Here is a 20,256-nt window from a genome sequence, read left to right on the forward strand (position 1 = left end):
CGGCCCCCCGCCCCCCGCCCGCCCCCCCCCCCCCCCCGGGCCCCCCCCGGCCCCCCCCCGGGGGGGGGGCCGCCCCCCGGGGGGGGGGGGGGGGCCCCCCCCCCCCCCCCCCCCCCCGCCCCTGCGCCCACCCCGGGCAGGCACCGCCCTGTCGCCCACCCCGGGCAGGCCCGCGCACTCCACCGCGCCGGCAGGTCCCCGTCCGGCGCGTGCTCACGCCCCGGGGAAAGACCGTCCCGCCTAGGCCGTTTCTTTCGGATCTTGTCGGTCGGGCCCGCGTTGTCCGGTGCCGTGCATCTCCCCCAGCTACCGCTGGGACGGCCCCCGGGCGGAGGGGCTCCCTTGTACCGGACGTACCGGGTTGCTCCGACAACGCCGCGAGGTGCGGTGCCGCGCGGCCGGGCCCCGACAAGATCCGGAAGAGACGGCCTGGGCCTGGCCGTCCGGTGCGCCGTCGCCCCGGCGAGGCCCCGCCGGGCGACGGCACAATGGAGCCATGCCCGAAGGCGACAGCATCCGGCGCGCGGCGACCCGCCTCCACACCGTCCTCGCGGGCCGCGTGCTCACCCGTAGCGACCTACGCGTCCCCCGCTTCGCCCTGGCCGATCTCACCGGCCGGGTCACCCTCGACGTCACACCCCGCGGTAAACACCTCCTCGCCCGCTTCGAGGGCGGCCTCACCCTGCACAGCCACCTCCGGATGGACGGCGCCTGGCACGTCTTCGCCGCCGGCGAGAGATGGCGCGGCGGCCCCGATTACGAGATCCGGGCGGTCCTCGGCACGGCCGACCACACCGCCGTCGGCTACCGCCTCCCCGTCCTGGAGCTGATCCGCACCGCCGAGGAGGATCGGGCCGTGGGCCACCTGGGCCCCGATCTCCTCGGCCCGGACTGGGATCCGGACCTCGCCGCCGCCCACCTTCTCGCCGCCCCCGAGCGGGCCCTCGGCGAAGCCCTGCTCGATCAGCGCAACCTCGCCGGGATCGGCAACATCTACAAGGCCGAGCTCTGCTTCCTGGCCCAGGTCACCCCGTGGACCTCGGTCGGCGCGCTCCCGGAGTCGACCCTCCCCCGGCTGGCCGCCGCCGCCCACCGGCTGCTGTCCGCGAACATCGGCGAGCGGCCGGGCCCGCGCAACACGACCGGCAGCCGCCTCCCCGGCCAGGACCTCTTCGTCTACGGCCGCGCGCACCGCCCCTGCCTGCGCTGCGGCACCCCCGTCCGCGAGGCCCCCCAGGACGGCCGCCCCACCTACTGGTGCCCGCGCTGCCAGCAGGGCCCGACCCCGTAGGCGGTAGGACGCAGGACGCCGGATGCAGGACGCCGGGCGCCGGGCGCGAACCCGAGGACGAAGGGCCGAGAGCGCACCGCCGCACACTGATTGACGGTCCGTCAGGTACGGTCGTACGGTCCCGACATGCCCACACCCACAGACCCGTACGGCCTCGCCGGCCGCACCGCCCTGATCACCGGCGCCGCCAGCGGCATCGGCCGCGCCACCGCCGTCCTGCTCGCCGAGGCGGGCGCGCACGTGCACTGCGCGGACCGCGACGAGCAGGGCCTCGCCGAGACGGCCGCCCTCGTCGGCAAGACCGGCGGCGCCGCCACCGTCCATCCCCTCGACGTCACCGACCGGGCCGCGCTCAGGGCGGCCGTCACCGCGGCGGGCCCGCTCGACATCACGGCCGCCATCGCCGGGGTCATGCACACGAGCGGCGTCCTGGAGACGACCGACGAGGACCTCGACCGGATCCTGGACATCAATTTCAAGGGGGTCCTGCGCACCTGCCAGGAGGCCGCCCGTTCCATGATCGCTGCGGGCCGACCCGGCTCCATCGTCACCATGGCCTCCGGAGCCGTCGACGCCGCCCAGCCGGGCCTCCTCTGCTACAGCGCCGCCAAGGCCGCCGTCGTCCAGCTGACCAAGACCCTCGCCACCGAGGCCGGCCCGCACGGCATACGGGTCAACGCGGTCGCCCCGGGTTGGATCCGCACCCCCATGACCGGCCGCCACAGCCCCGAGGTCCGGGAGCGGACCGAGGCCGCGATGATCCGCATGTCCCCGCTGGGCCGGGTCGGCGAGCCCGAGGACATCGCCCGGGCGGTGCTCTACCTGGCCTCGGACGCCTCGTCCTTCATGACGGGTCAGATCCTTCGCCCGAACGGTGGGGTGTCCATGCCCTGGTAGCCCCCTCGACCGCCTCCAGCGCCTTGCGCCGCGCCTTCCGCACCGGGCCCGGCACACAGTGCACCGGCAGCAGCCCCAGCCCCCAGCCGCCCACCGCCACCGCGCCCTCCACGGCCCCGGACTCGGCGGGCGCCAGCACCAGCCGCAGCACGGCCCACCACCACAGCGCCCCCACCGTCAACGCGAGGACCGACACCACGGGTATGCGCAGCAACCGCCGCACGACTGCCTCCCAGGGGCCGGAACCCGGACGGCCCCATCCTCCCGCACCCTCCGCGCCCCCGCACCCAGAACGGCCGGGAGCCCCGGCCGGTGCACCAGGCACCGGCCGGGGCTCCGGCCACGCTCAAACACGCACGTGCTCGCTCACGCGGCTACGACATTCACCGCTTCCGCAGGCGCCTTGATGGTCACCCGCTCCGGTCCGCCCGTGACCGAAGTCATGGAGACCGAATTGAGCATCGGGCGGACCGGCACGCTCACCGGTTCGCTTGCCGCGGCCGACTGTGCCAGCTCGGCCAGCGACAGTTCGTCACTGACTTCGCGCATCAACTCGGACATCCGTACGTCCAACGCGTCGCAGATCGCGGAGAGCAACTCGGAGGATGCCTCCTTCTGCCCCCGCTCCACCTCGGAGAGATAGCCGAGAGAAACTCGGGCCGACGAGGAGACTTCGCGCAGAGTACGGCCCTGGCGCTGGCGCTGCCGACGCAGCACGTCACCCAGCAGGCGACGGAGCAGAATCATCGGTGGCTCCCTCCTCTGACCGTGTAGCCGCATCCTTCACGCCCCACCGTACCGCCTCGCGCCGCGGCCGTGCGGGGAGCGATGTCGTGTTCACTCAGGGCTGCAAACATCAAATCCCCCCGTTCTGTTCCGTATCCTGCCCCCGCGCATTCTCGCGGAGTTGGTCCGAGAGAAGCCTGAGCACTGTGCGTGCACTCTCCCTACGGATTTCCGCGCGGGAGCCTTTCAACCTCAGACGGACCGTTTTCCTGCTCCCCGGACCGTCCACCGCGACGAAAACCGTGCCCACCGGCCGGCCGTCCTGTGGCTCCGGACCGGCCACTCCGGTCGTCGAGATCCCCCACGAAGCGCCCATCACGCGCCGCACGCCGGCCGCCATCTCCGCCGCGACCTGCGCGTTCACCGCGCCTTCGGCCTCCAGCAGTCCCGCGTCCACCCCGAGGACCAGGTGTTTGATCTCCGTCGCGTACGCCGTGACCGAGCCGCGGAAGGATCGTGAGGCGCCGGGGACGGCCGTGAGCTCGGCGGCGACCATGCCACCGGTCAGCGATTCGGCCACCGCGAGGGTTTGGTCACTCTCCGCAAGCAGACGGAGCGCATCCGCAGCCACCGCCGTCACGTCCACCGCTTCCGACGCAGCTTCCGAGGCCGCTTCGGCCGCCGGAAAATCCCCCACCGCGTGGGTCACTTCGCGGCCCGCTCCGCGGCGAGACCCTGGCGGCGCAGCACGACCGCTTGACGGATGTAGTCCAAACCGGTGACGACGGTCAGCACGACGGCGATCGCCATCACCCAGAAGCGCATGGTCGCCAGCGCCCCGGTCAGTGCGAGGACGTACATGCCCACGGCCGTGCCCTGGGCGAGGGTCTTCATCTTTCCGCCCCGGCTGGCCGGAATCACTCCGTAGCGGATGACCCAGAACCGAAGCAGGGTGATCCCGAGCTCCCGTCCGAGGATCACTCCGGTCACCCACCAGGGGAGGTCACCGAGCCAGGAGAGACAGATCAGCGCCGACCCCATGATCGCCTTGTCGGCGATGGGGTCGGCGATCTTGCCGAAGTCCGTGACCAGGTTGTACGTCCGGGCCAGGTGCCCGTCGAAGATGTCCGTGATCATGGCGACGGCGAACGCGGCCCAGGCCCAGGCCCGCCAGGCCGGGTCGTAGCCGCCGTCGGCGAGCAACAGCAGGACGAAGCCCGGCACCAGCACGAGCCGGATCATCGTCAGGATGTTGGCGATGTTCCACAGGCTGGCCTGATTGACCGCCGCGGCCCCCAGCTTCGCGCCGGGTACGGGCCGGCGGCCGGTCCCGCCCGCCGCAGATGCCGGGACTCCGGTCATCCGGCCGCCTCCTCGAGCTCCATACCGAGCGGCTCGGCCACCAGGTCCACGCCCAGGGTGCCGACCACCTTTGCCGTGACGATACGCCCCGGGACCAGGCCCGTGCTGTCCGTGAAGACCACCTGGCCGTCCGTTTCGGGTGCCTGGTGCGCGGCGCGCCCGAAGGCGCCCTCGCCGTCCTCGTCGACGGCTTCCACGGTCTCGACGAGTACTTCGAGAGTTTCCCCGATGCGCTCCTCGGCACGCTGCGAGGTGAGCTCCTCGGCGAGCCGCTGCATGTGCGCGAGCCGTTCGGCGATGGTGTCCTCGTCCAGCTTGTTCTCGTAGGTGACGGCCTCGGTGCCGTCCTCGTCGGAGTAGCCGAAGACGCCGATGGCGTCGAGGCGCGCGTGGGTGAGGAAACGCTCCAGCTCGGCGAAGTCCGATTCCTTCTCGCCGGGGAAGCCGACGATGAAGTTGGAGCGGACGCCGGCCGTCGGGGCCTTGGAGCGGATGGTGTCCAGCAGCTCCAGGAAGCGGTCGGTGTCACCGAATCGGCGCATGGAGCGCAGCACGTCGGGGGCCGAGTGCTGGAAGGACAGGTCGAAGTACGGCACGACCTTGGGGGTCGAGGTGAGTACGTCGATCAGGCCGGGCCGCATCTCGGCGGGCTGCAGGTAGCTGACGCGGACGCGCTCGATGCCGTCCACCTCGGCCAGCTCGGGCAGCAGGGTCTCCAGCAGGCGGATGTCGCCGAGGTCCTTGCCGTACGAGGTGTTGTTCTCGGAGACCAGCATGATCTCCTTGACGCCCTGCTCGGCGAGCCAGCGGGTCTCGCCCAGCACGTCGCTGGGACGGCGGGAGATGAAGGAGCCGCGGAAGGACGGGATGGCGCAGAAGGAGCAGCGCCGGTCGCAGCCGGAGGCCAGCTTGACCGAGGCGACCGGGCTCTTGTCCAGGCGGCGGCGCAGGGGCGCGCGCGGTCCGGAGGCGGGCGCCAGCCCCTCGGGGAGGTCGGCGGGGGCGGCCTCGGGCTCCTGGGCGTGGCCGGGCAGGGCCACCTCGGCGTCCTGGCGGGCCGCCGGGCTGATCGGCAGCAGCTTGCGCCGGTCGCGCGGGGTGTGGGAGGCGTGGATGCCACCGTTGAGGATGGTCTGGAGGCGGTCGGAGATGTCGGCGTAGTCGTCGAAACCGAGGACTCCGTCGGCCTCGGGGAGCGCCTCGGCGAGTTCCTTGCCGTAGCGCTCGGCCATGCAGCCGACGGCGACGACGGCCTGGGTCTTGCCGTGATCCTTGAGATCGTTGGCTTCCAGCAGGGCGTCTACGGAGTCCTTCTTGGCGGCTTCGACGAAGCCGCAGGTGTTGACGACGGCTACGTCCGCATCGGCGGCGTCCTCGACGAGCTCCCAGCCATCCGCCGCCAAGCGGCCTGCGAGCTCCTCCGAGTCCACCTCGTTACGGGCGCAGCCAAGAGTGACAAGGGCGACGGTACGGCGTTCGGGCATGGACTCAAGACTACTTCGTCCCGGCGTCGGCCCCTGCCGCACGTCCCCGTACAGCAAGATCCCCGGGATGCGGCGCAGCACCCCGGGGATCCGGATTCAAGCCTTCCGCCCTAGGGCGGTCCCGTCTCAGCCCGCCTGGGGCTGGTCCTGGGCGGGGTCGGCCTTCGTGTATTTCAGACGCTCCACCTGACCCGACTGGAAGTCGTCCTTGATCTCCTTGCCGTTCACGAAGAGCTTCACGGCCCCGGCGTCGCCGAGCACGAGGTCGACGGACTCCTTGTCGGTGAAGGTCTTCGACTCACCCTGCGTGAGGGTGCCGTCGAAGAGCAGCCGGCCGGTGGAGTCCTTCGCGGAGATCCAGCTCTCGCCGGTGTCGGCCGTCAGGACCACGGTGACGAGGTCCTTGGGCGCGGCGGCGATCGCACTGTCCGAGGGCTCCGGCTTGGCCGCCGGCGGGGTCTGCTGGGGCGGTACGGCCGGCTTGGCCGCGCTCTGCTTGGGTGCGGGCTTGGGGGAGGCGGAACCTTCCGCCACCGGGCGCTTGTCCTTCTCGTCGCCACCGCTGAAGGCGGTGAAGCCCACGAAGCCGATGACGGCGACGATGGCGGCGACCATGGCCGCGGTCCAGTTGGGCCGCTGCCGCTCGGGGCGGATGCGCTCGGCGTCGAACATCGGCGCGGCGGGCGTGGGTGCCGGCCGGCCGCCGTGGGCCGCGTCGTAGCTCTCGACCAGGGGTGCCGGATCGAGGTTTACGGCGCGGGCGAGCGTACGGATGTGACCGCGGGCGTAGACGTCGCCGCCGCACCGCGTGAAGTCGTCCTCTTCGATCGCGTGCACGATCGGGATGCGCACGCGGGTGGTGGAACTGACCTCGTCGACGGTGAGCCCGGCGGCGATCCGGGCCTTCTTGAGGGCCGTCCCGATGGACGGTCCTTCGACGGGACGTTCGACGATGCGGTCCTCGGACCGGTCGTCGGTCGAAGGCCGCTCTTCTTCGGGGGAGTTGGAGTTGCCGATGGACACGTGGGCGCCTTTCGAGCGTGTAGCCACCTGCTGGAAGTCCAGTCTAGGGGGGTGACGAAAGGGTGGAGCAACCGGAGGGTGCACTCCCTACGCCATCCGAATGGCGAAGGGAGGTCATGCTCGGGTGCGGCGGCCCGGCGCCGCGAGCGTTCTCGCGCGCCTACCGCCACCTCTCTTCAACTTGACGCGGGCCCAAGGGAAACGGTTGCCCGGGATTTCATTACGGATGGGCCTCGCCCCGGATGACCGCGAGCACTCCGTCCAGGTCGTCGGCCTTCAGCAGGACGTCGCGCGCCTTCGAGCCCTCGCTCGGGCCGACGATGCCCCGCGACTCCATGAGGTCCATGAGCCGCCCGGCCTTCGCGAATCCCACCCGCAGCTTGCGCTGGAGCATCGAGGTGGACCCGAACTGCGTGGAGACCACCAGCTCCGCCGCCTGGCACAGCAGGTCCAGGTCGTCGCCGATGTCCTCGTCGATCTCCTTCTTCTGCTTCTGCCCGACGGTGACGTCGTCCCGGAAGACGGGCGCCATCTGGTCCTTGCAGTGCTGGACGATACCGGCGATCTCGTTCTCGGTGACGAAGGCGCCCTGGAGGCGGACCGGCTTGTTGGCGCCCATCGGCAGGAACAGCCCGTCGCCCTTGCCGATCAGCTTCTCGGCGCCCGGCTGGTCGAGGATGACCCGGCTGTCGGCGAGCGAGGAGGTGGCGAAGGCGAGGCGCGAGGGCACGTTCGCCTTGATCAGACCGGTGACCACGTCGACCGAGGGCCGCTGGGTGGCGAGCACCAGGTGGATGCCGGCCGCGCGGGCCAGCTGGGTGATCCGGACGATGGAGTCCTCGACGTCGCGCGGGGCCACCATCATCAGGTCGGCCAGCTCGTCGACGATCACCAGCAGATACGGGTAAGGGCTGAGCTCCCGCTCGCTGCCCGGCGGCAATTTGATCTTGCCGTCCCGGATGGCCTGGTTGAAGTCGTCGATGTGGCGGTAGCCGAAGGCGGCGAGGTCGTCGTAGCGCAGGTCCATCTCGCGCACGACCCACTGGAGCGCCTCGGCGGCCCGCTTGGGGTTGGTGATGATCGGCGTGATCAGGTGCGGGATGCCCTCGTACGCCGTCAGCTCGACGCGCTTGGGGTCCACCAGGACCATCCGGACGTCCTCCGGGGTGGCCCGGACCATGATCGAGGTGATCAGGCAGTTGATGCAGGAGGACTTACCGGAACCGGTGGCACCGGCGACCAGCACGTGCGGCATCTTGGCGAGGTTGGCCATCACGTAGCCTCCCTCGACGTCCTTGCCGAGCGCGACCAGCATCGGGTGGTCGTCCTCGGCCGCGTCCGCGAGGCGCAGGACGTCGCCCAGGTTGACCATCTCGCGGTCGGTGTTCGGGATCTCGATGCCGACCGCGGACTTGCCCGGGATCGGGCTGATGATCCGGACGTCCGGCGAGGCCACGGCGTAGGCGATGTTCTTGGTCAGGGCGGTGATCCGCTCGACCTTGACCGCGGCGCCCAGGGTGACCTCGTAGCGGGTGACGGTCGGTCCCCGGGTGAAGCCGGTGACGTCCGCGTCGACCTTGAACTCGACGAACACGTTGCGCAGCGAGGCGACCACCGCGTCGTTGGCGGCGCTGCGGGTCTTGCCGGGCCCGCCCTTCTCCAGCAGGTCGAGCGAGGGCAGCGCGTACGTGATGTCCCCGCGCAGCTGGAGCTGTTCGGCACGCGGCGGCAGCGCCTGGGCCTGCGGCGGGGCCTTGGTCAGATCGGGCACCGCCAGGGTCCCGGAGGCGGCGGCCGTGGTGGCGTGCGGCTGCCCGGCACCGGGTTCGGAGTCGCTTTCCGGGGCGCTCCGGGGGGTGGTGTCCGGTACGGGGCGCTCCGCGCGGGCGACCGGCACCGGAGTGGTGGGCTCCGCGCCCTCCCGCTCGACGGTGATCCCCTGCGTGAGGTCGGCGACCAGCGGGGAGGGCGGCATTCCGCCGTAGACCGCCCCGTCCAGCGCGGCGGCGGCCGCCGCGGCCACGTCCACGGCGTCCATCCCCCGCTCCATGGCGGGCCTGGCCGGGGCCCTGCGCGGCCTGCGCCGCCGGGCGAGCGCCTCCTCCTCGGCCTCGTCCACCGGATCCCCGGAACCCTCGCCGGCTCCGGCACGGGCCCGCCACCGCTCGGGGTCGTGCCGCTCGCCGGCGCCCTCGGCCTCGCCGTAGCCCTCGTCGTACTCGTTCGGGGCGATGATCCCGAGCCGGATGCCGAGCCGGCGCAGTCGCTGCGGGATCGCGTTGACCGGGGTCGCGGTGACCACGAGCAGTCCGAAGATCGTGAGCAGTACCAGCATGGGCACGGCCAGCGGCGCGCCCATGGTGAAGATCAGCGGCTTGGAGGCGCCCCAGCCGATGAGCCCGCCCGCGTTCTGCATCGCGGTGGTGCCCTCGTCCCGGCCGGGCGCCCCGCAGGCGATGTGGACCAGGCCCAGGACGCCGATGACGAGGGCCGACAGCCCGATGCCGATGCGGCCGTTGGCGTCGGTCTGCTCGGGATGGCGGATGAACCGCACCGCCATCACACCGAGCAGGATCGGCACGAGCAGATCCAGCCGACCGAAGAGACCGGTGATCAGCATGGTGACCAGGTCCCCGACGGGACCGCTCAGGTTCGACCAGGTGCCGGCGGCGACGATCAGCGCGAGGGCGAGCAGCAACAGCGCCACGCCGTCCTTGCGGTGAGCGGGGTCGAGGTTCCTGGCCCCCTGGCCGATCCCGCGGAAGACGGCGCCGACCGCGTGCGCGCAGCCGAGCCAGACGGCACGCACCAGCCGCACCACGCCCCCGGTCGGCGAAGGCGCCGGCTTGGCCGCGGCCTTCTTGGCCGGGGCGCGCCTGGCGGCCGCGGGCTTCTTCGCCGCGGGCCCCCGCGCGGGCGCGGCCTTCTTCGCCGGCGCCGCCGTACGGCCGGTGCGGCCCTTCGCGGTGCCCGCCGTGCTCTGGGAACCCTTACCGGACGTACGTGAGGCCATGGGGCCGAGGTTACCGGTGCGCACGCCGGTGGACACGCGTGCCCACCCCTTCACCCGTTCGTGTCGTCGGCTCCTCAGGCGCTTTGACGCACCGCCAGTACCGACGCGCGTACGGTCAGTTCTGCGCGGGCAGGGCCGGAGCCCCTCCGGCGGTCCCGGGCTCCAGTGCGTCGAGTGCCCGCCGCAGTCCGGTGAGTTTGCGCTCCAGGTGCGCCGCGGTCGCCACCACGCCGGCGTCGGCCGAATCCTCGCCGAGCTGCTTGGTCAGCGCCTCGGCCTGCTCCTCGACCGCCGCGAGCCGTGCGGAGAGCTCGGCCAGCAGTCCGGCCGTCTCCTTGCCCGCGTCCACGCCGTTGGAACTGCCACCCTCCAGCTGGAGCCGCAGCAGGGCCGCCTGCTCGCGCAGTTGGCAGTTCTTCGTGTACAGCTCCACGAAGACCGAGACCTTGGCCCGCAGCACCCACGGGTCGAAGGGCTTGGAGATGTAGTCGACCGCACCCGCCGCGTAACCGCGGAACGTGTGGTGCGGACCGTGATTGATCGCGGTCAGGAAGATGATCGGGATGTCCCGGGTCCGTTCCCGCCGCTTGATGTGCGCGGCCGTTTCGAATCCGTCCATGCCCGGCATCTGGACATCCAGCAGGATGACCGCGAAATCGTCCGTCAGCAGCGCTTTGAGCGCTTCCTCCCCCGACGACGCCCGGACCAGTGTCTGATCGAGCGCGGAGAGGATGGCCTCCAGCGCCAGCAGATTCTCCGGCCGGTCATCGACCAGGAGGATCTTGGCCTTCTGCACCATGCCCTGTCCTCCTCGCCCCGGCATGGGGCCTCCCCGGCTCAGGGCGCCGGCCTGTGCGCCGGGCCCCGCCCCAGAGGACGGCATCCTTGCGCCGTCCGTCCTTGTGCCGGTCATCGTAGCCCCAGTCCCGAGATCGCCACACCCTGTCACCAAGATGTCACTGTGCACGAAGCGGAAACGTGGTGGGAGAGCAGAAGGTTCCCCGTTCACCGCCCTCCCACACCGCATCGGGCACGGTGAGTCAGCGATCGTTGTCCTTCCGCCCTCCCGGCGATCACTTACCGCGCATCCACTGCTCCATCACCGACAGCAGATAGTCCGGATCGACCGGCTTGGTGACGTAGTCGGAAGCACCGGAGTCGATCGCCTTCTCCCGGTCCCCCTTCATCGCCTTCGCCGTCAGCGCGATGATCGGCAGCCCGGCGAACTGCGGCATCCGCCGGATCGCCGAGGTCGTCGCGTACCCGTCCATCTCGGGCATCATGATGTCCATCAGTACGACCGTCACATCGTCGTGCTGCTCCAGGACTTCGATGCCCTCCCGCCCGTTCTCCGCGTACAGCACGGCCAGTCCGTGCTGCTCCAGCACGCTGGTGAGCGCGAAGACGTTGCGTACGTCGTCGTCGACGATGAGCACCCTCTCACCGTGGAAGTCGTACGTCCGGGGCACTGCCGGGAGCTCGTCCTCCGCGCTGCCCCAGCCGTCCTCGGCCCCCACGACGTTCGGCTGACCCGGCACCGCCGTACGCGGCTCCAGATCGCTCGCCGCCTTGCGCCGCCGCCGGAACAGCGCGGCCCCGCCGCCCTGCCCCTGCCCGGTCGGCTCGGCCGCCGACAGCGCCGGACGCGCCGGCTGTGCCTGCACCGACGGCATGGCCGCCGGCCCCGCCTGGTTCCCCGGCAGCGAGGGCCGACCCCCGTCCAGGGACCGGCGGTACAGCTCGCCGCGGGCCCCACCGGGCGTCGGCGGCGCGTACCCCTGCGGAGGCAGCTCGCTCGGGTGCAGCGGCAGGTACAGCGTGAAGGTGGACCCGCGGCCGGGCTCGCTGGCGGCGTGGATCTCGCCGCCCAGCAGCCGGGCGATCTCCCGGCTGATGGACAGCCCCAGCCCGGTACCGCCGTACTTGCGGCTCGTCGTCCCGTCCGCCTGCTTGAACGCCTCGAAGATCACCAACATCTTGCTCTCGGCGATCCCGATCCCGGTGTCGGTGACCGAGAAGGCGATCAGGTCCGCGTCCGCCTCCCGCAGCGAACCGGCCTCCAGCAACTGCTCCCGGATCGCGGTCGGCACATCGGCGCCGGCCGGCCGGATCACCAGCTCCACCGCTCCGGTGTCGGTGAACTTCACCGCGTTGGACAGCAGGTTGCGCAACACCTGGAGCAGCCGCTGCTCGTCGGTGTGCAGCGTGGCCGGCAACTCCGGCGAGACCCGTACCGAGAAGTCCAGGCCCTTCTCCGCCGTCAACGGCCGGAAGGTCGCCTCGACGTAGTCCACCAGCTGCACCAGCGCGATCCGGGTCGGTGAGACGTCCATCTTCCCGGCCTCGACCTTCGACAGGTCGAGGATGTCGTTGATCAGCTGGAGCAGGTCCGAACCCGCGCCGTGGATGGTCTCGGCGAACTCCACCTGCTTCGGCGACAGGTTGCCCTCCGCGTTGTCGGCGAGCAGCTTCGCCAGGATCAGCAGCGAGTTGAGCGGGGTCCGCAGCTCGTGCGACATGTTCGCCAGGAACTCGGACTTGTAGCGCATCGAGACCGCGAGCTGCTCGGCGCGCTCCTCCAGGACCTGCCGAGCCTCCTCGATCTCGGTGTTCTTCACCTCGATGTCCCGATTCTGCTGGGCCAGCAGCTCGGCCTTCTCCTCCAGCTCCGCGTTGGCGGCCTGCAGGGCCTTCTGCCGGTTCTCCAGCTCGTCCGAGCGCTCGCGCAGTTGCTCGGTCATCTCCTGCGACTGCTTCAGCAGCATCTCCGTCTTGGAGTTGACGCTGATGGTGTTGACGCTCGTACCGATCATCTCGGCGATCTGGCTGAGGAAGTCCTTCTGGATCTGGGTGAAGGGCGTGAACGACGCCAGCTCGATGACACCGAGCACCTTCCCCTCGAAGAGCACCGGCAGCACGATGACGTGCGCCGGAGGCGCCTCGCCCAGACCCGAGGAAATCTTCAGGTAGCCCGGCGGGGTGTTCTCGACGAGGATCATCCGCTTCTCCTCGGCGACCGCCCCGATCAGCCCCTCCCCCGGCCGGAAGGAGATGGGCATCTGACCGCCCGCGTACGCGTAACTCCCGCGCATCCGCAGCTCGTACGAGCCGTCCGCGCCCCCCTCCGTCCCGATCTCGGTGGTACCGCCGGCCGGCAGCGCCAGGAAGAACGCGCCGTGCTGCGCCGAGACCACGGGGGTCAGCTCGCTCATGATCAGCGAGGCCACGTCGTCGAGCTCGCGGCGGCCCTGCATCAGCGCGGAGATCCGGGCGAGGTTGCCCTTGAGCCAGTCCTGCTCCTTGTTGGCCAAGGTGGTGTCGCGCAGGTTCGCGATCATCGTGTTGATGTTGTCCTGGAGGACCTGGATCTCGCCCGCCGCGTCCACGTCGATCTTCAGGTTGAGGTCGCCGCGGGTCACCGCGGTGGCCACGGCCGCGATCGCGCGCACCTGCCGGGTCAGGTTCCCGGCCATCTCGTTCACGGACTCGGTCAGGTCCCGCCAGGTGCCGTCGACGTCCCGGACGCGCGCCTGGCCGCCCAGGATGCCCTCGGTACCCACCTCACGGGCCACCCGGGTCACCTGGTCGGCGAAGGACGACAGCTGGTCGACCATCGTGTTGATGGTGGTCTTGAGCTCCAGGATCTCGCCGCGGGCGTCGATGTCGATCTTCTTGGTCATGTCGCCCTTGGCGATGGCGGTCGTGACCATGGCGATCTGCCGCACCTGACCGGTGAGGTTGGAGGCCATGAAGTTCACCGAGTCGGTGAGGTCCTTCCAGGTCCCCGAGACGCCCGGCACGTGCGCCTGACCGCCCAGCCGGCCCTCCGTACCCACCTCACGGGCCACGCGCGTCACCTCGTCCGCGAAGGACGACAGGGTCTTCACCATCGTGTTGACGGTGTCGGCGAGCTGCGCGACCTCGCCGCGCGCCTCGACCGTCACCTTCTTCGTCAGATCGCCGTTGGCCACCGCCGCCGAGACCTGGGAGATGTTGCGCACCTGGGAGGTCAGGTTGTTGGCCATCAGGTTGACGTTGTCGGTCAGGTCCTTCCAGATGCCCGTCACCCCCCGCACCCGGGCCTGGCCGCCCAGGATGCCCTCGGAGCCCACCTCACGGGCCACCCGCGTCACCTGCTCCGCGAAGGACGACAGCTGGTCGACCATCGTGTTGACGGTGGTGACCAGTTCGAGGATCTCGCCCTTGGCGTCGACGGTGATCTTCTTGGAGAGGTCACCCATGGCCACGGCCGTGGTCACCTCGGCGATGTTGCGCACCTGGGACGTCAGGTTGTTCGCCATGAAGTTGACGGACTGGGTGAGGTCCTTCCAGGTACCGGAGACCCCCTTCACCTCCGCCTGGCCGCCGAGGATGCCCTCGGTGCCCACCTCGCGGGCCACCCGCGTCACCTGCTCCGCGAAGTTCGAGAGCTGGTCGACCATCGTGTTGAGGGTGTTCTTCAGCTCCAGGATCTCGCCCCGGGCATCCACGTCGATCTTCTGCGACAGGTCACCGCGGGCCACCGCCGTCGCGACCTGCGCGATGTTGCGCACCTGCGAGGTCAGGTTCCCGGCCATGCCGTTCACGGAGTCCGTCAGGTCACGCCATACGCCGGCCACACCGGGCACCTGCGCCTGACCGCCGAGCCGGCCCTCGGTACCCACGTCCCGGGCCACCCGGGTCACCTGCTCGGCGAAGGCCGAGAGCTGGTCGACCATCGTGTTGATGGTGTTCTTCAGCTCCAGGATCTCGCCCCGGGCGTCCACGTCGATCTTCTGCGACAGGTCACCGCGGGCCACCGCCGTCGTCACCTGGGCGATCTGGCGCACCTGCGACGTCAGGTTCCCGGCCATGAAGTTGACGGAGTCGGTGAGCTCCTTCCAGGTGCCGGACACCCCCTCGACCCGGGCCTGGCCACCGAGCCGGCCCTCCGTACCCACGTCCCGCGCCATCCGCGTGACCTGGTCGGCGAAGGAGGACAGCTGGTCCACCATCGTGTTCACGGTGTTCTTCAGCTGGAGCATCTCGCCGGAGACGTCCACCGTGACCTTCTGCGACAGGTCACCGTTGGCCACCGCCGTGGTCACCTGCGCGATGTTGCGCACCTGCCCGGTGAGGTTGCGGAAGGCGGTGTTCACCGAGTCGGTGAGGTCCTTCCACGTCCCCGCAGCCCCCGGCACCTGCGCCTGGCCACCCAGTTCACCCTCGACGCCCACCTCACGGGCCACACGCGTCACTTCGGCGCCGAAGGAGGACAGCTGGTCCACCATCGTGTTGACGGTGTTCTTCAACTCCAGCATCTCGCCGGCCACATCGACCGTGACCTTCTGCGACAGGTCACCGTTGGCCACCGCCGTCGTCACCTGCGCGATGTCCCGCACCTGCGTGGTGAGGTTGCGGAAGACCGTGTTCACCGAGTCGGTGAGGTCCTTCCACGTCCCCGCGGCCCCCGGCACCTGCGCCTGGCCACCGAGCAGACCCTTGGCCCCGACCTCGCTGGCCACACGCGTGACCTCGTCCGCGAAGGTCCGTAGCGTCTCGGTCATCTGATTGATCGTTTCGGCCAGCTGCGCCACCTCGCCGCGCGCGCTCACCCGTACCTTCTGCGACAGGTCGCCGTTCGCGACCGCCGTGGTCACCTGCGCGATCCCGCGCACCTGAGCCGTCAGGTTCCCGGCCATGGTGTTGACCGAGTCGGTCAGGTCCTTCCACACTCCCGCGACCCCGGGCACCTTCGCCTGGCCGCCCAGCTCGCCCTCCGTGCCCACCTCGCGGGCGACGCGGGTCACCTCGGAGGAGAAGGAGGACAGCTGGTCCACCATCGTGTTCACGGTGTTCTTCAGCTGGAGCATCTCGCCGGCCACGTGCACCGTGACCTTGCGCGACAGATCACCCTTGGCGACCGCCGTCGTGACGAGAGCGATGTCACGTACCTGAGCGGTGAGCCGGTACGCCATCGTGTTGACGGAGTCGGTCAGGTCCTTCCACGAACCCGACATCCCGCGCACCTGGGCCTGACCACCGAGCTTGCCCTCGGTACCCACCTCCAGCGCCACCCGCGTCACCTCGTCGGTGAACGCCGACAGCTGGTCGACCAGGTTGTTGACCGTGCGCCCGACCTTCAGGAACTCCCCGCGCAGCGGATGCCCGGCCCCCTCGGCCGCCTGCGTCCGCAGATCCATCCGCTGGTCCAGATCGCCCTCGGCCACCGCCGACAGCACCCGGCCCACCTCGGACACCGGTCGCGCGAGATCGTCCACCAACTGGTTCGAGGCATCGATCGCCGCCGCCCAGGAGCCCTCACAAGCGCCCGTTTCCAGCCGTTCGCTCAGCTTGCCCTCGCGGCCCACCATCCGCCGTACCCGGGACAGCTCGCCCGTCAGGTGGAGATTTCTGTCGGCGACCTCGTTGTAGACGGCGGCGATCTCCGCCATCACGCCCTCGCCGGACACCGTCAGCCGCTTGCGGAAATTCCCGTCCCGCATCGACACCAGGGCCGTGAGCAGCCGGTTGAGAGCGGCGGTATCGACCTCCGTCGTGCCACTGCGCCGGGAACGTCCGCCCTTCGGCCGCGTTCCCGTACGCCGTACCGCTGCGCCAGACTCCACCGTGTCCCTCCCGAAAGGGTCGACCACATTTCCACCGGACGCCTGACTCGTCACAAGCCGGCTCTCCAAGCCTGCCCAGTGTTTCACCCTGGCCGAACCAGGCCATAACACTTCGGCACCATCGCACACCCGCCGTACCCTGCGGGTGGAATCCCTGACGACGGCACCATGCCGACCGCGAAGGTAAGTAACCTGGCACCCGATGTCCAACCGCGTCGAAGGAGACCAGTGATCACGGCACGGGCGGCTGCCAGCTTCGATCCCCTCGGGCGCTCTGTCGCCGCCGCCCGCGGGTTCGTCCGCGACACCCTGCACGGCTGGGGCTTCGCGGACATCGTCGACGACGCGGTGGTCCTCACCAGCGAGCTCGTCACCAATGCCGTGGTCCACGCCGGCACCCGGGCCGAGGTCCTGTGCCTGCGCGCCGACGGCGGCGTACGCGTCGAGGTCGCCGACCGCTATCCGGAGCGGGAGCTCCCGCTCCAGCACCCCGGCGAACGCCCCTACGCCGACCCCGACCGCGAGAACGGCCGCGGCCTGATGCTGTGCGCCGCCCTCGCCACCCGCTGGGGCGTCGAGTACACCGCCACGCACAAGCACGTGTGGTTCCGCCTCGACCTCCCAGACCGGCCGGTCGGTACCCGCTCGGCGGGCCCCGTCGTCCCCGACCAGCTGCTGCCGCTGGCCGACAGCCGCGTCCGCGTCGCCGTCCTCCAGATCGACTCGGCCGACTCCATCTCCGCCTGGAACGAGGACGCCGAGCACATCTTCGGCCACCCCGCGGAGAAGGCGCTCGGCCGCCCGCTCGCCGAGCTCGCCGCCTGGCCCCAGACCCCCGGCACGGGCACCGGCATCGCCGAGGCCCTGCGCCTGTCCCACTGGGAGGGCAGCTACGGCGTCCGCGGCGCCGACGGCCGCGTCATCCCGGTCTTCGCCTCGCACCTGCGGGTCCGCGACGCCCATGGCGAACCGTCCATCGTCTGCCTCCTCGTCCACGACGACGAGCGCGCCGTGCTCCAGACACCCGTACGGGTGCCCACCTCCGACAGCGGCCACTTCACCGATCCCCGCCCCACGGATCCCTTCGAGGTCTTCATCGGCTCTCCGGCCCCCGACGACCTCGACGGGCTCCTCCAGCGCACCGTGGAACGCGCCCGCGACCTGCTCGACGCCGACGCCGCCTTCCTGCTCCTGGCCACCGACGACGAGACGGAGCTCGAGGTCCGCGCCACCACCGGCCTGCCCTCCACCCGCCAGCGCTTCGCCCGCGTCCCCGTCGAGGCCGGCACCAACCGCTACGGCTCGGCGCGCATGCCCGCCGTCCACGACGACCTCATCGCCTCCCCCGGAGCCGTGCCGCTCCTGGAGGCCACCGGCATGCGCTCCGCCGTCACCGTCCCCCTCAAGGTGGAAGGCCGCCTCACCGGCTCCCTCGGCGTCGCCGCCGAGACCCCCGGCCGCTACTCCAACGAAGAGGCCCTGCACCTGCAGTTCGCCGCCGACCGCATCGCACTCGCCGTCGAGTCCGCCCGCCTCGGTGAACTGGAGCGCCTGCGCCGCGGTTCCCTCTCGTTCCTCGTCGAGGCCTCCGACCTGCTGGCCGGCACCCTCGACCGGGACCAGACCCTGGCCCTCATGGCGCAGATGACCGTCCCGACCCTCGCCACCTGGTGCGCCGTCTACACCATCGCCGACCAGTCCTCCGACCCGTACCTCTCCTACGTCCTCCACGAGGACGAGGAGCGCATCGACGGCCTCAAGGACCTCCTCTCCAAGGTCAGCACGCCGGAGCCGGTCCGTGAGGCCGGCGCCCGCCCGTGGCCCGAGGCGACCCTCGCCGTCGGCGGCGAGACGGTGGTCCTGCCCCTCCTCGCCCGCAACCGCGTGATCGGCATGCTCACCCTCGGCAAACCGCGCGAGGAGCACTTCCGCCAGGAGATCCTCGAACTCGCCGAGGACCTCTCCCGCCGGGCCGCCCTGGCCCTCGACAACGCCCGGCTGTACTCCGAGCGCACCGCGATCAGCCGCTCCCTCCAGCGCAGCCTCTTGCCGCCCGGCTCCCCCGCGATCCCCGGCATGGAGGTCGAGGTCATCTACCGCGCGGCCGGGGAGGGCAACGAGGTCGGCGGCGACTTCTACGACGTGTTCCCGATCCGCGACGGCGCGTACGGCTTCGCCATCGGCGATGTCTGCGGCACGGGCCCGGAGGCCGCGGCGGTCACCGGCCTCGCCCGGCACGCCCTGCGCCTGCTGGCCCGTGAGGGCCTCGGCGGGCCGGCGGTCCTCGAACGCCTCAACGCGGCGATCCTCGACGAGGGCGCCCGCAGCCGCTTCCTGACCCTCCTGTACGGCGAGCTCCACCCGCAGCCCGACGGCGGCGCGCTGATGAAGGTCGTCTGCGCGGGCCATCCGCTGCCGCTGCGCCTGCGCCCGAACGGGCAGGTCGACGCGGCCGCGGATCCGCAGCCGCTGCTGGGTGTGATCGACGACTTGGACCTCTTCGAACAGACCCTCACCCTGGACCCCGGCGACGTGCTGCTCTGCGTCACCGACGGCGTGACCGAGCGCCGCGAGGGCACCCGCATGCTGGGCGACGACGGCCTCACGGAGGTCCTCACCACCTGTACGGGGCTCACGGCGGGCGCGGTCGCCTCCCGGGTCCTGCGCGCGGTGGAACGCTTCGCCGCCGAACCCGCCTCGGACGACATGGCGATCCTCGCCTTCCGCGTACCGGAACAGCGCGCGGGCGAATAGCCGGCGGCGACCTTCACCGAAAAACCTGGGCCCGGCAGATGCCGGGCCCAGGTTCAGGGACTGCGTGACACGTGGGTGCCCGCCCGGTGTCACCCGGGCCGGGCCGAAGTGATCTGACGGGTGGCGGAACGCAGGGCGAAGGCCATCACCAGCTCGAATACGCCCAGCAGGACGAGCCAGAGTCCCAGCAGCCGTGTCAGGGCCACGGCGGAGTCCACCGGGAAGCAGAGCACGACGATTCCGGCGACGGCACCGAGAGCACCCAGGCCGAACTGCAGGCCCCGGTGCACGAGCGAGTGATCGGCGATCGCGGTGAACGCCGCCAGCACTCCGGACAGCAGCCAGAACACGCCGATGATCAACGACAGCGCGCCGATCGTCTGCATCGGATGACGCAGCACCAGAACGCCCGCCAGGAACGCGAGCATGGCGATCAGCACACCCGCCAGCCGGCTGCCGCCGTCTCTGCTGTGCGAAAACGCGGAGACGAAGCGGAAAGCACCCGCCACCAGGAACTGCAGTCCGATGATGACGGCCAGGATGTGCAAGGTCTCATCGGGCCAGACGAGCACCAAAATGCCGGGGATCAGGGTCGCGAGGGCGAAGCCGAGCGCCCAGTGCCACGTGCTGCCGAGGTGTTTGAGGACGTCCTCGGGGTCGTGCTGCGTGTGCTGTGGTGCCGCTGCGGGGGGTACGGTCATGACGCCTCCTGGGCCGGCCGAACGGCCCGTGGGGCACCGCGAAGCCGCCGGAACGTACCTTATCTAGCCTTCACATCCATGCTAGGCAGCTCCGCTACGGCCCGCCCGTCCAGCCATCGGTGCCCGGCGCCGGCCGTGATCGTGGGCGACGCGTCCGTGCCGGAAGGCGACAGGACCGGAAAACAAAAAAAGGCCCCCGCCTATTGGCGGGGGCCTTTTCCATTGGAGCCCTTTAACGGAATCGAACCGTTGACCTTCTCCTTACCATGGAGACGCTCTACCGACTGAGCTAAAAGGGCGGGTTGTTCGGCGGCGTCCTACTCTCCCACAGGGTCCCCCCTGCAGTACCATCGGCGCTGAAAGGCTTAGCTTCCGGGTTCGGAATGTAACCGGGCGT

The 20,256-nt window shown here is 70.8% G+C and carries 13 protein-coding genes, 1 tRNA gene and 1 rRNA gene; 3 read left to right on the top strand and 12 right to left on the bottom strand.

Features of this window, described 5'->3' with window-relative positions; all coding sequences use genetic code 11:
* Positions 1-496: 496 nt before the first annotated feature.
* Together ACGFYY_RS41005 and ACGFYY_RS41010 are read left to right on the top strand one after the other, a co-directional pair.
* Entirely contained in the window at positions 497-1,291 is a 795-nt protein-coding gene (locus tag ACGFYY_RS41005; RefSeq protein ID WP_393717545.1) for an Fpg/Nei family DNA glycosylase, read from the top strand.
* Between the two features lie 126 nt (positions 1,292-1,417).
* Entirely contained in the window at positions 1,418-2,188 is a 771-nt protein-coding gene (locus tag ACGFYY_RS41010; protein ID WP_393717547.1) for an SDR family NAD(P)-dependent oxidoreductase, read from the top strand.
* On the opposite strand, the gene ACGFYY_RS41015 is transcribed toward ACGFYY_RS41010, so the two are convergent.
* The 9 genes from ACGFYY_RS41015 to ACGFYY_RS41055 form a co-directional block, all read right to left on the bottom strand.
* Positions 2,136-2,411 carry a hypothetical protein gene (locus ACGFYY_RS41015; RefSeq protein WP_365270295.1) on the bottom strand — a complete coding sequence of 92 codons (276 nt, stop codon included), beginning with the start codon at positions 2,409-2,411 and terminating at the stop codon, positions 2,136-2,138. The genes ACGFYY_RS41010 and ACGFYY_RS41015 overlap by 53 nt on opposite strands.
* 143 nt (positions 2,412-2,554) lie before the next feature.
* Positions 2,555-2,935: a helix-turn-helix transcriptional regulator gene (locus ACGFYY_RS41020; RefSeq protein WP_365270292.1), complete on the bottom strand. Its 381-nt coding sequence runs from the start codon at positions 2,933-2,935 to the stop codon at positions 2,555-2,557.
* Positions 2,936-3,044: 109 nt separating this feature from the next.
* Positions 3,045-3,554, bottom strand: coding sequence for a CinA family protein (locus tag ACGFYY_RS41025; protein WP_393717558.1), 510 nt, complete (start codon positions 3,552-3,554; stop codon positions 3,045-3,047).
* 65 nt (positions 3,555-3,619) lie between these two features.
* Positions 3,620-4,276 (bottom strand): CDP-diacylglycerol--glycerol-3-phosphate 3-phosphatidyltransferase, encoded by a 657-nt coding sequence (pgsA, locus tag ACGFYY_RS41030; protein ID WP_109778238.1) that lies wholly within the window; start codon positions 4,274-4,276, stop codon positions 3,620-3,622.
* Complete coding sequence (rimO, locus tag ACGFYY_RS41035; RefSeq protein WP_365270288.1) at positions 4,273-5,760, bottom strand: 30S ribosomal protein S12 methylthiotransferase RimO; 1,488 nt, start codon at positions 5,758-5,760, stop codon at positions 4,273-4,275. Before rimO ends, pgsA begins: the two co-directional genes overlap by 4 nt.
* A 126-nt stretch (positions 5,761-5,886) precedes the next feature.
* Positions 5,887-6,783 (bottom strand): RodZ domain-containing protein, encoded by an 897-nt coding sequence (locus ACGFYY_RS41040; protein ID WP_365270285.1) that lies wholly within the window; start codon positions 6,781-6,783, stop codon positions 5,887-5,889.
* A gap of 220 nt (positions 6,784-7,003) precedes the next feature.
* Positions 7,004-9,796 (bottom strand): DNA translocase FtsK, encoded by a 2,793-nt coding sequence (locus tag ACGFYY_RS41045; RefSeq protein WP_393717551.1) that lies wholly within the window; start codon positions 9,794-9,796, stop codon positions 7,004-7,006.
* Positions 9,797-9,911: 115 nt separating this feature from the next.
* Positions 9,912-10,595, bottom strand: coding sequence for a two-component system response regulator (locus ACGFYY_RS41050; protein WP_266379016.1), 684 nt, complete (start codon positions 10,593-10,595; stop codon positions 9,912-9,914).
* A 274-nt stretch (positions 10,596-10,869) separates the two neighbouring features.
* Positions 10,870-16,404, bottom strand: a complete 5,535-nt coding sequence (locus tag ACGFYY_RS41055; protein ID WP_393717554.1) for a HAMP domain-containing protein — start codon at positions 16,402-16,404, stop codon at positions 10,870-10,872.
* Positions 16,405-16,572: 168 nt separating this feature from the next.
* On the opposite strand from ACGFYY_RS41055, the gene ACGFYY_RS41060 reads away from it, so the two are divergent.
* Positions 16,573-19,158, top strand: coding sequence for a SpoIIE family protein phosphatase (locus ACGFYY_RS41060; protein WP_393717556.1), 2,586 nt, complete (start codon positions 16,573-16,575; stop codon positions 19,156-19,158).
* A gap of 89 nt (positions 19,159-19,247) precedes the next feature.
* Here ACGFYY_RS41060 and ACGFYY_RS41065 read toward each other — a convergent pair whose 3' ends face one another.
* The 3 genes from ACGFYY_RS41065 to rrf form a co-directional block, all read right to left on the bottom strand.
* Positions 19,248-19,859: a DUF308 domain-containing protein gene (locus ACGFYY_RS41065; protein WP_365270272.1), complete on the bottom strand. Its 612-nt coding sequence runs from the start codon at positions 19,857-19,859 to the stop codon at positions 19,248-19,250.
* A gap of 223 nt (positions 19,860-20,082) precedes the next feature.
* Positions 20,083-20,158, bottom strand: a tRNA-Thr gene (locus ACGFYY_RS41070).
* A gap of 5 nt (positions 20,159-20,163) precedes the next feature.
* Positions 20,164-20,256 (bottom strand): 5S ribosomal RNA (gene rrf, locus ACGFYY_RS41075); the annotation flags it as partial.

This window comes from Streptomyces sp. NPDC048331 (assembly GCF_043201215.1).
Lineage (GTDB): Bacteria > Actinomycetota > Actinomycetes > Streptomycetales > Streptomycetaceae > Streptomyces.

Bases quoted from the DNA above. Each gene is read 5' to 3' on its own strand.
- rimO (WP_365270288.1), bottom strand. From the start codon at position 5,760: ATGCCCGAACGCCGTACCGTCGCCCTTGTCACTCTTGGCTGCGCCCGT.
- ACGFYY_RS41045 (WP_393717551.1), bottom strand. From the start codon at position 9,796: ATGGCCTCACGTACGTCCGGTAAGGGTTCCCAGAGCACGGCGGGCACC.
- ACGFYY_RS41005 (WP_393717545.1), top strand. From the start codon at position 497: ATGCCCGAAGGCGACAGCATCCGGCGCGCGGCGACCCGCCTCCACACC.
- ACGFYY_RS41050 (WP_266379016.1), bottom strand. From the start codon at position 10,595: ATGGTGCAGAAGGCCAAGATCCTCCTGGTCGATGACCGGCCGGAGAAT.
- ACGFYY_RS41060 (WP_393717556.1), top strand. From the start codon at position 16,573: ATGCCGACCGCGAAGGTAAGTAACCTGGCACCCGATGTCCAACCGCGT.
- ACGFYY_RS41010 (WP_393717547.1), top strand. From the start codon at position 1,418: ATGCCCACACCCACAGACCCGTACGGCCTCGCCGGCCGCACCGCCCTG.
- pgsA (WP_109778238.1), bottom strand. From the start codon at position 4,276: ATGACCGGAGTCCCGGCATCTGCGGCGGGCGGGACCGGCCGCCGGCCC.
- ACGFYY_RS41020 (WP_365270292.1), bottom strand. From the start codon at position 2,935: ATGATTCTGCTCCGTCGCCTGCTGGGTGACGTGCTGCGTCGGCAGCGC.
- ACGFYY_RS41065 (WP_365270272.1), bottom strand. From the start codon at position 19,859: ATGACCGTACCCCCCGCAGCGGCACCACAGCACACGCAGCACGACCCC.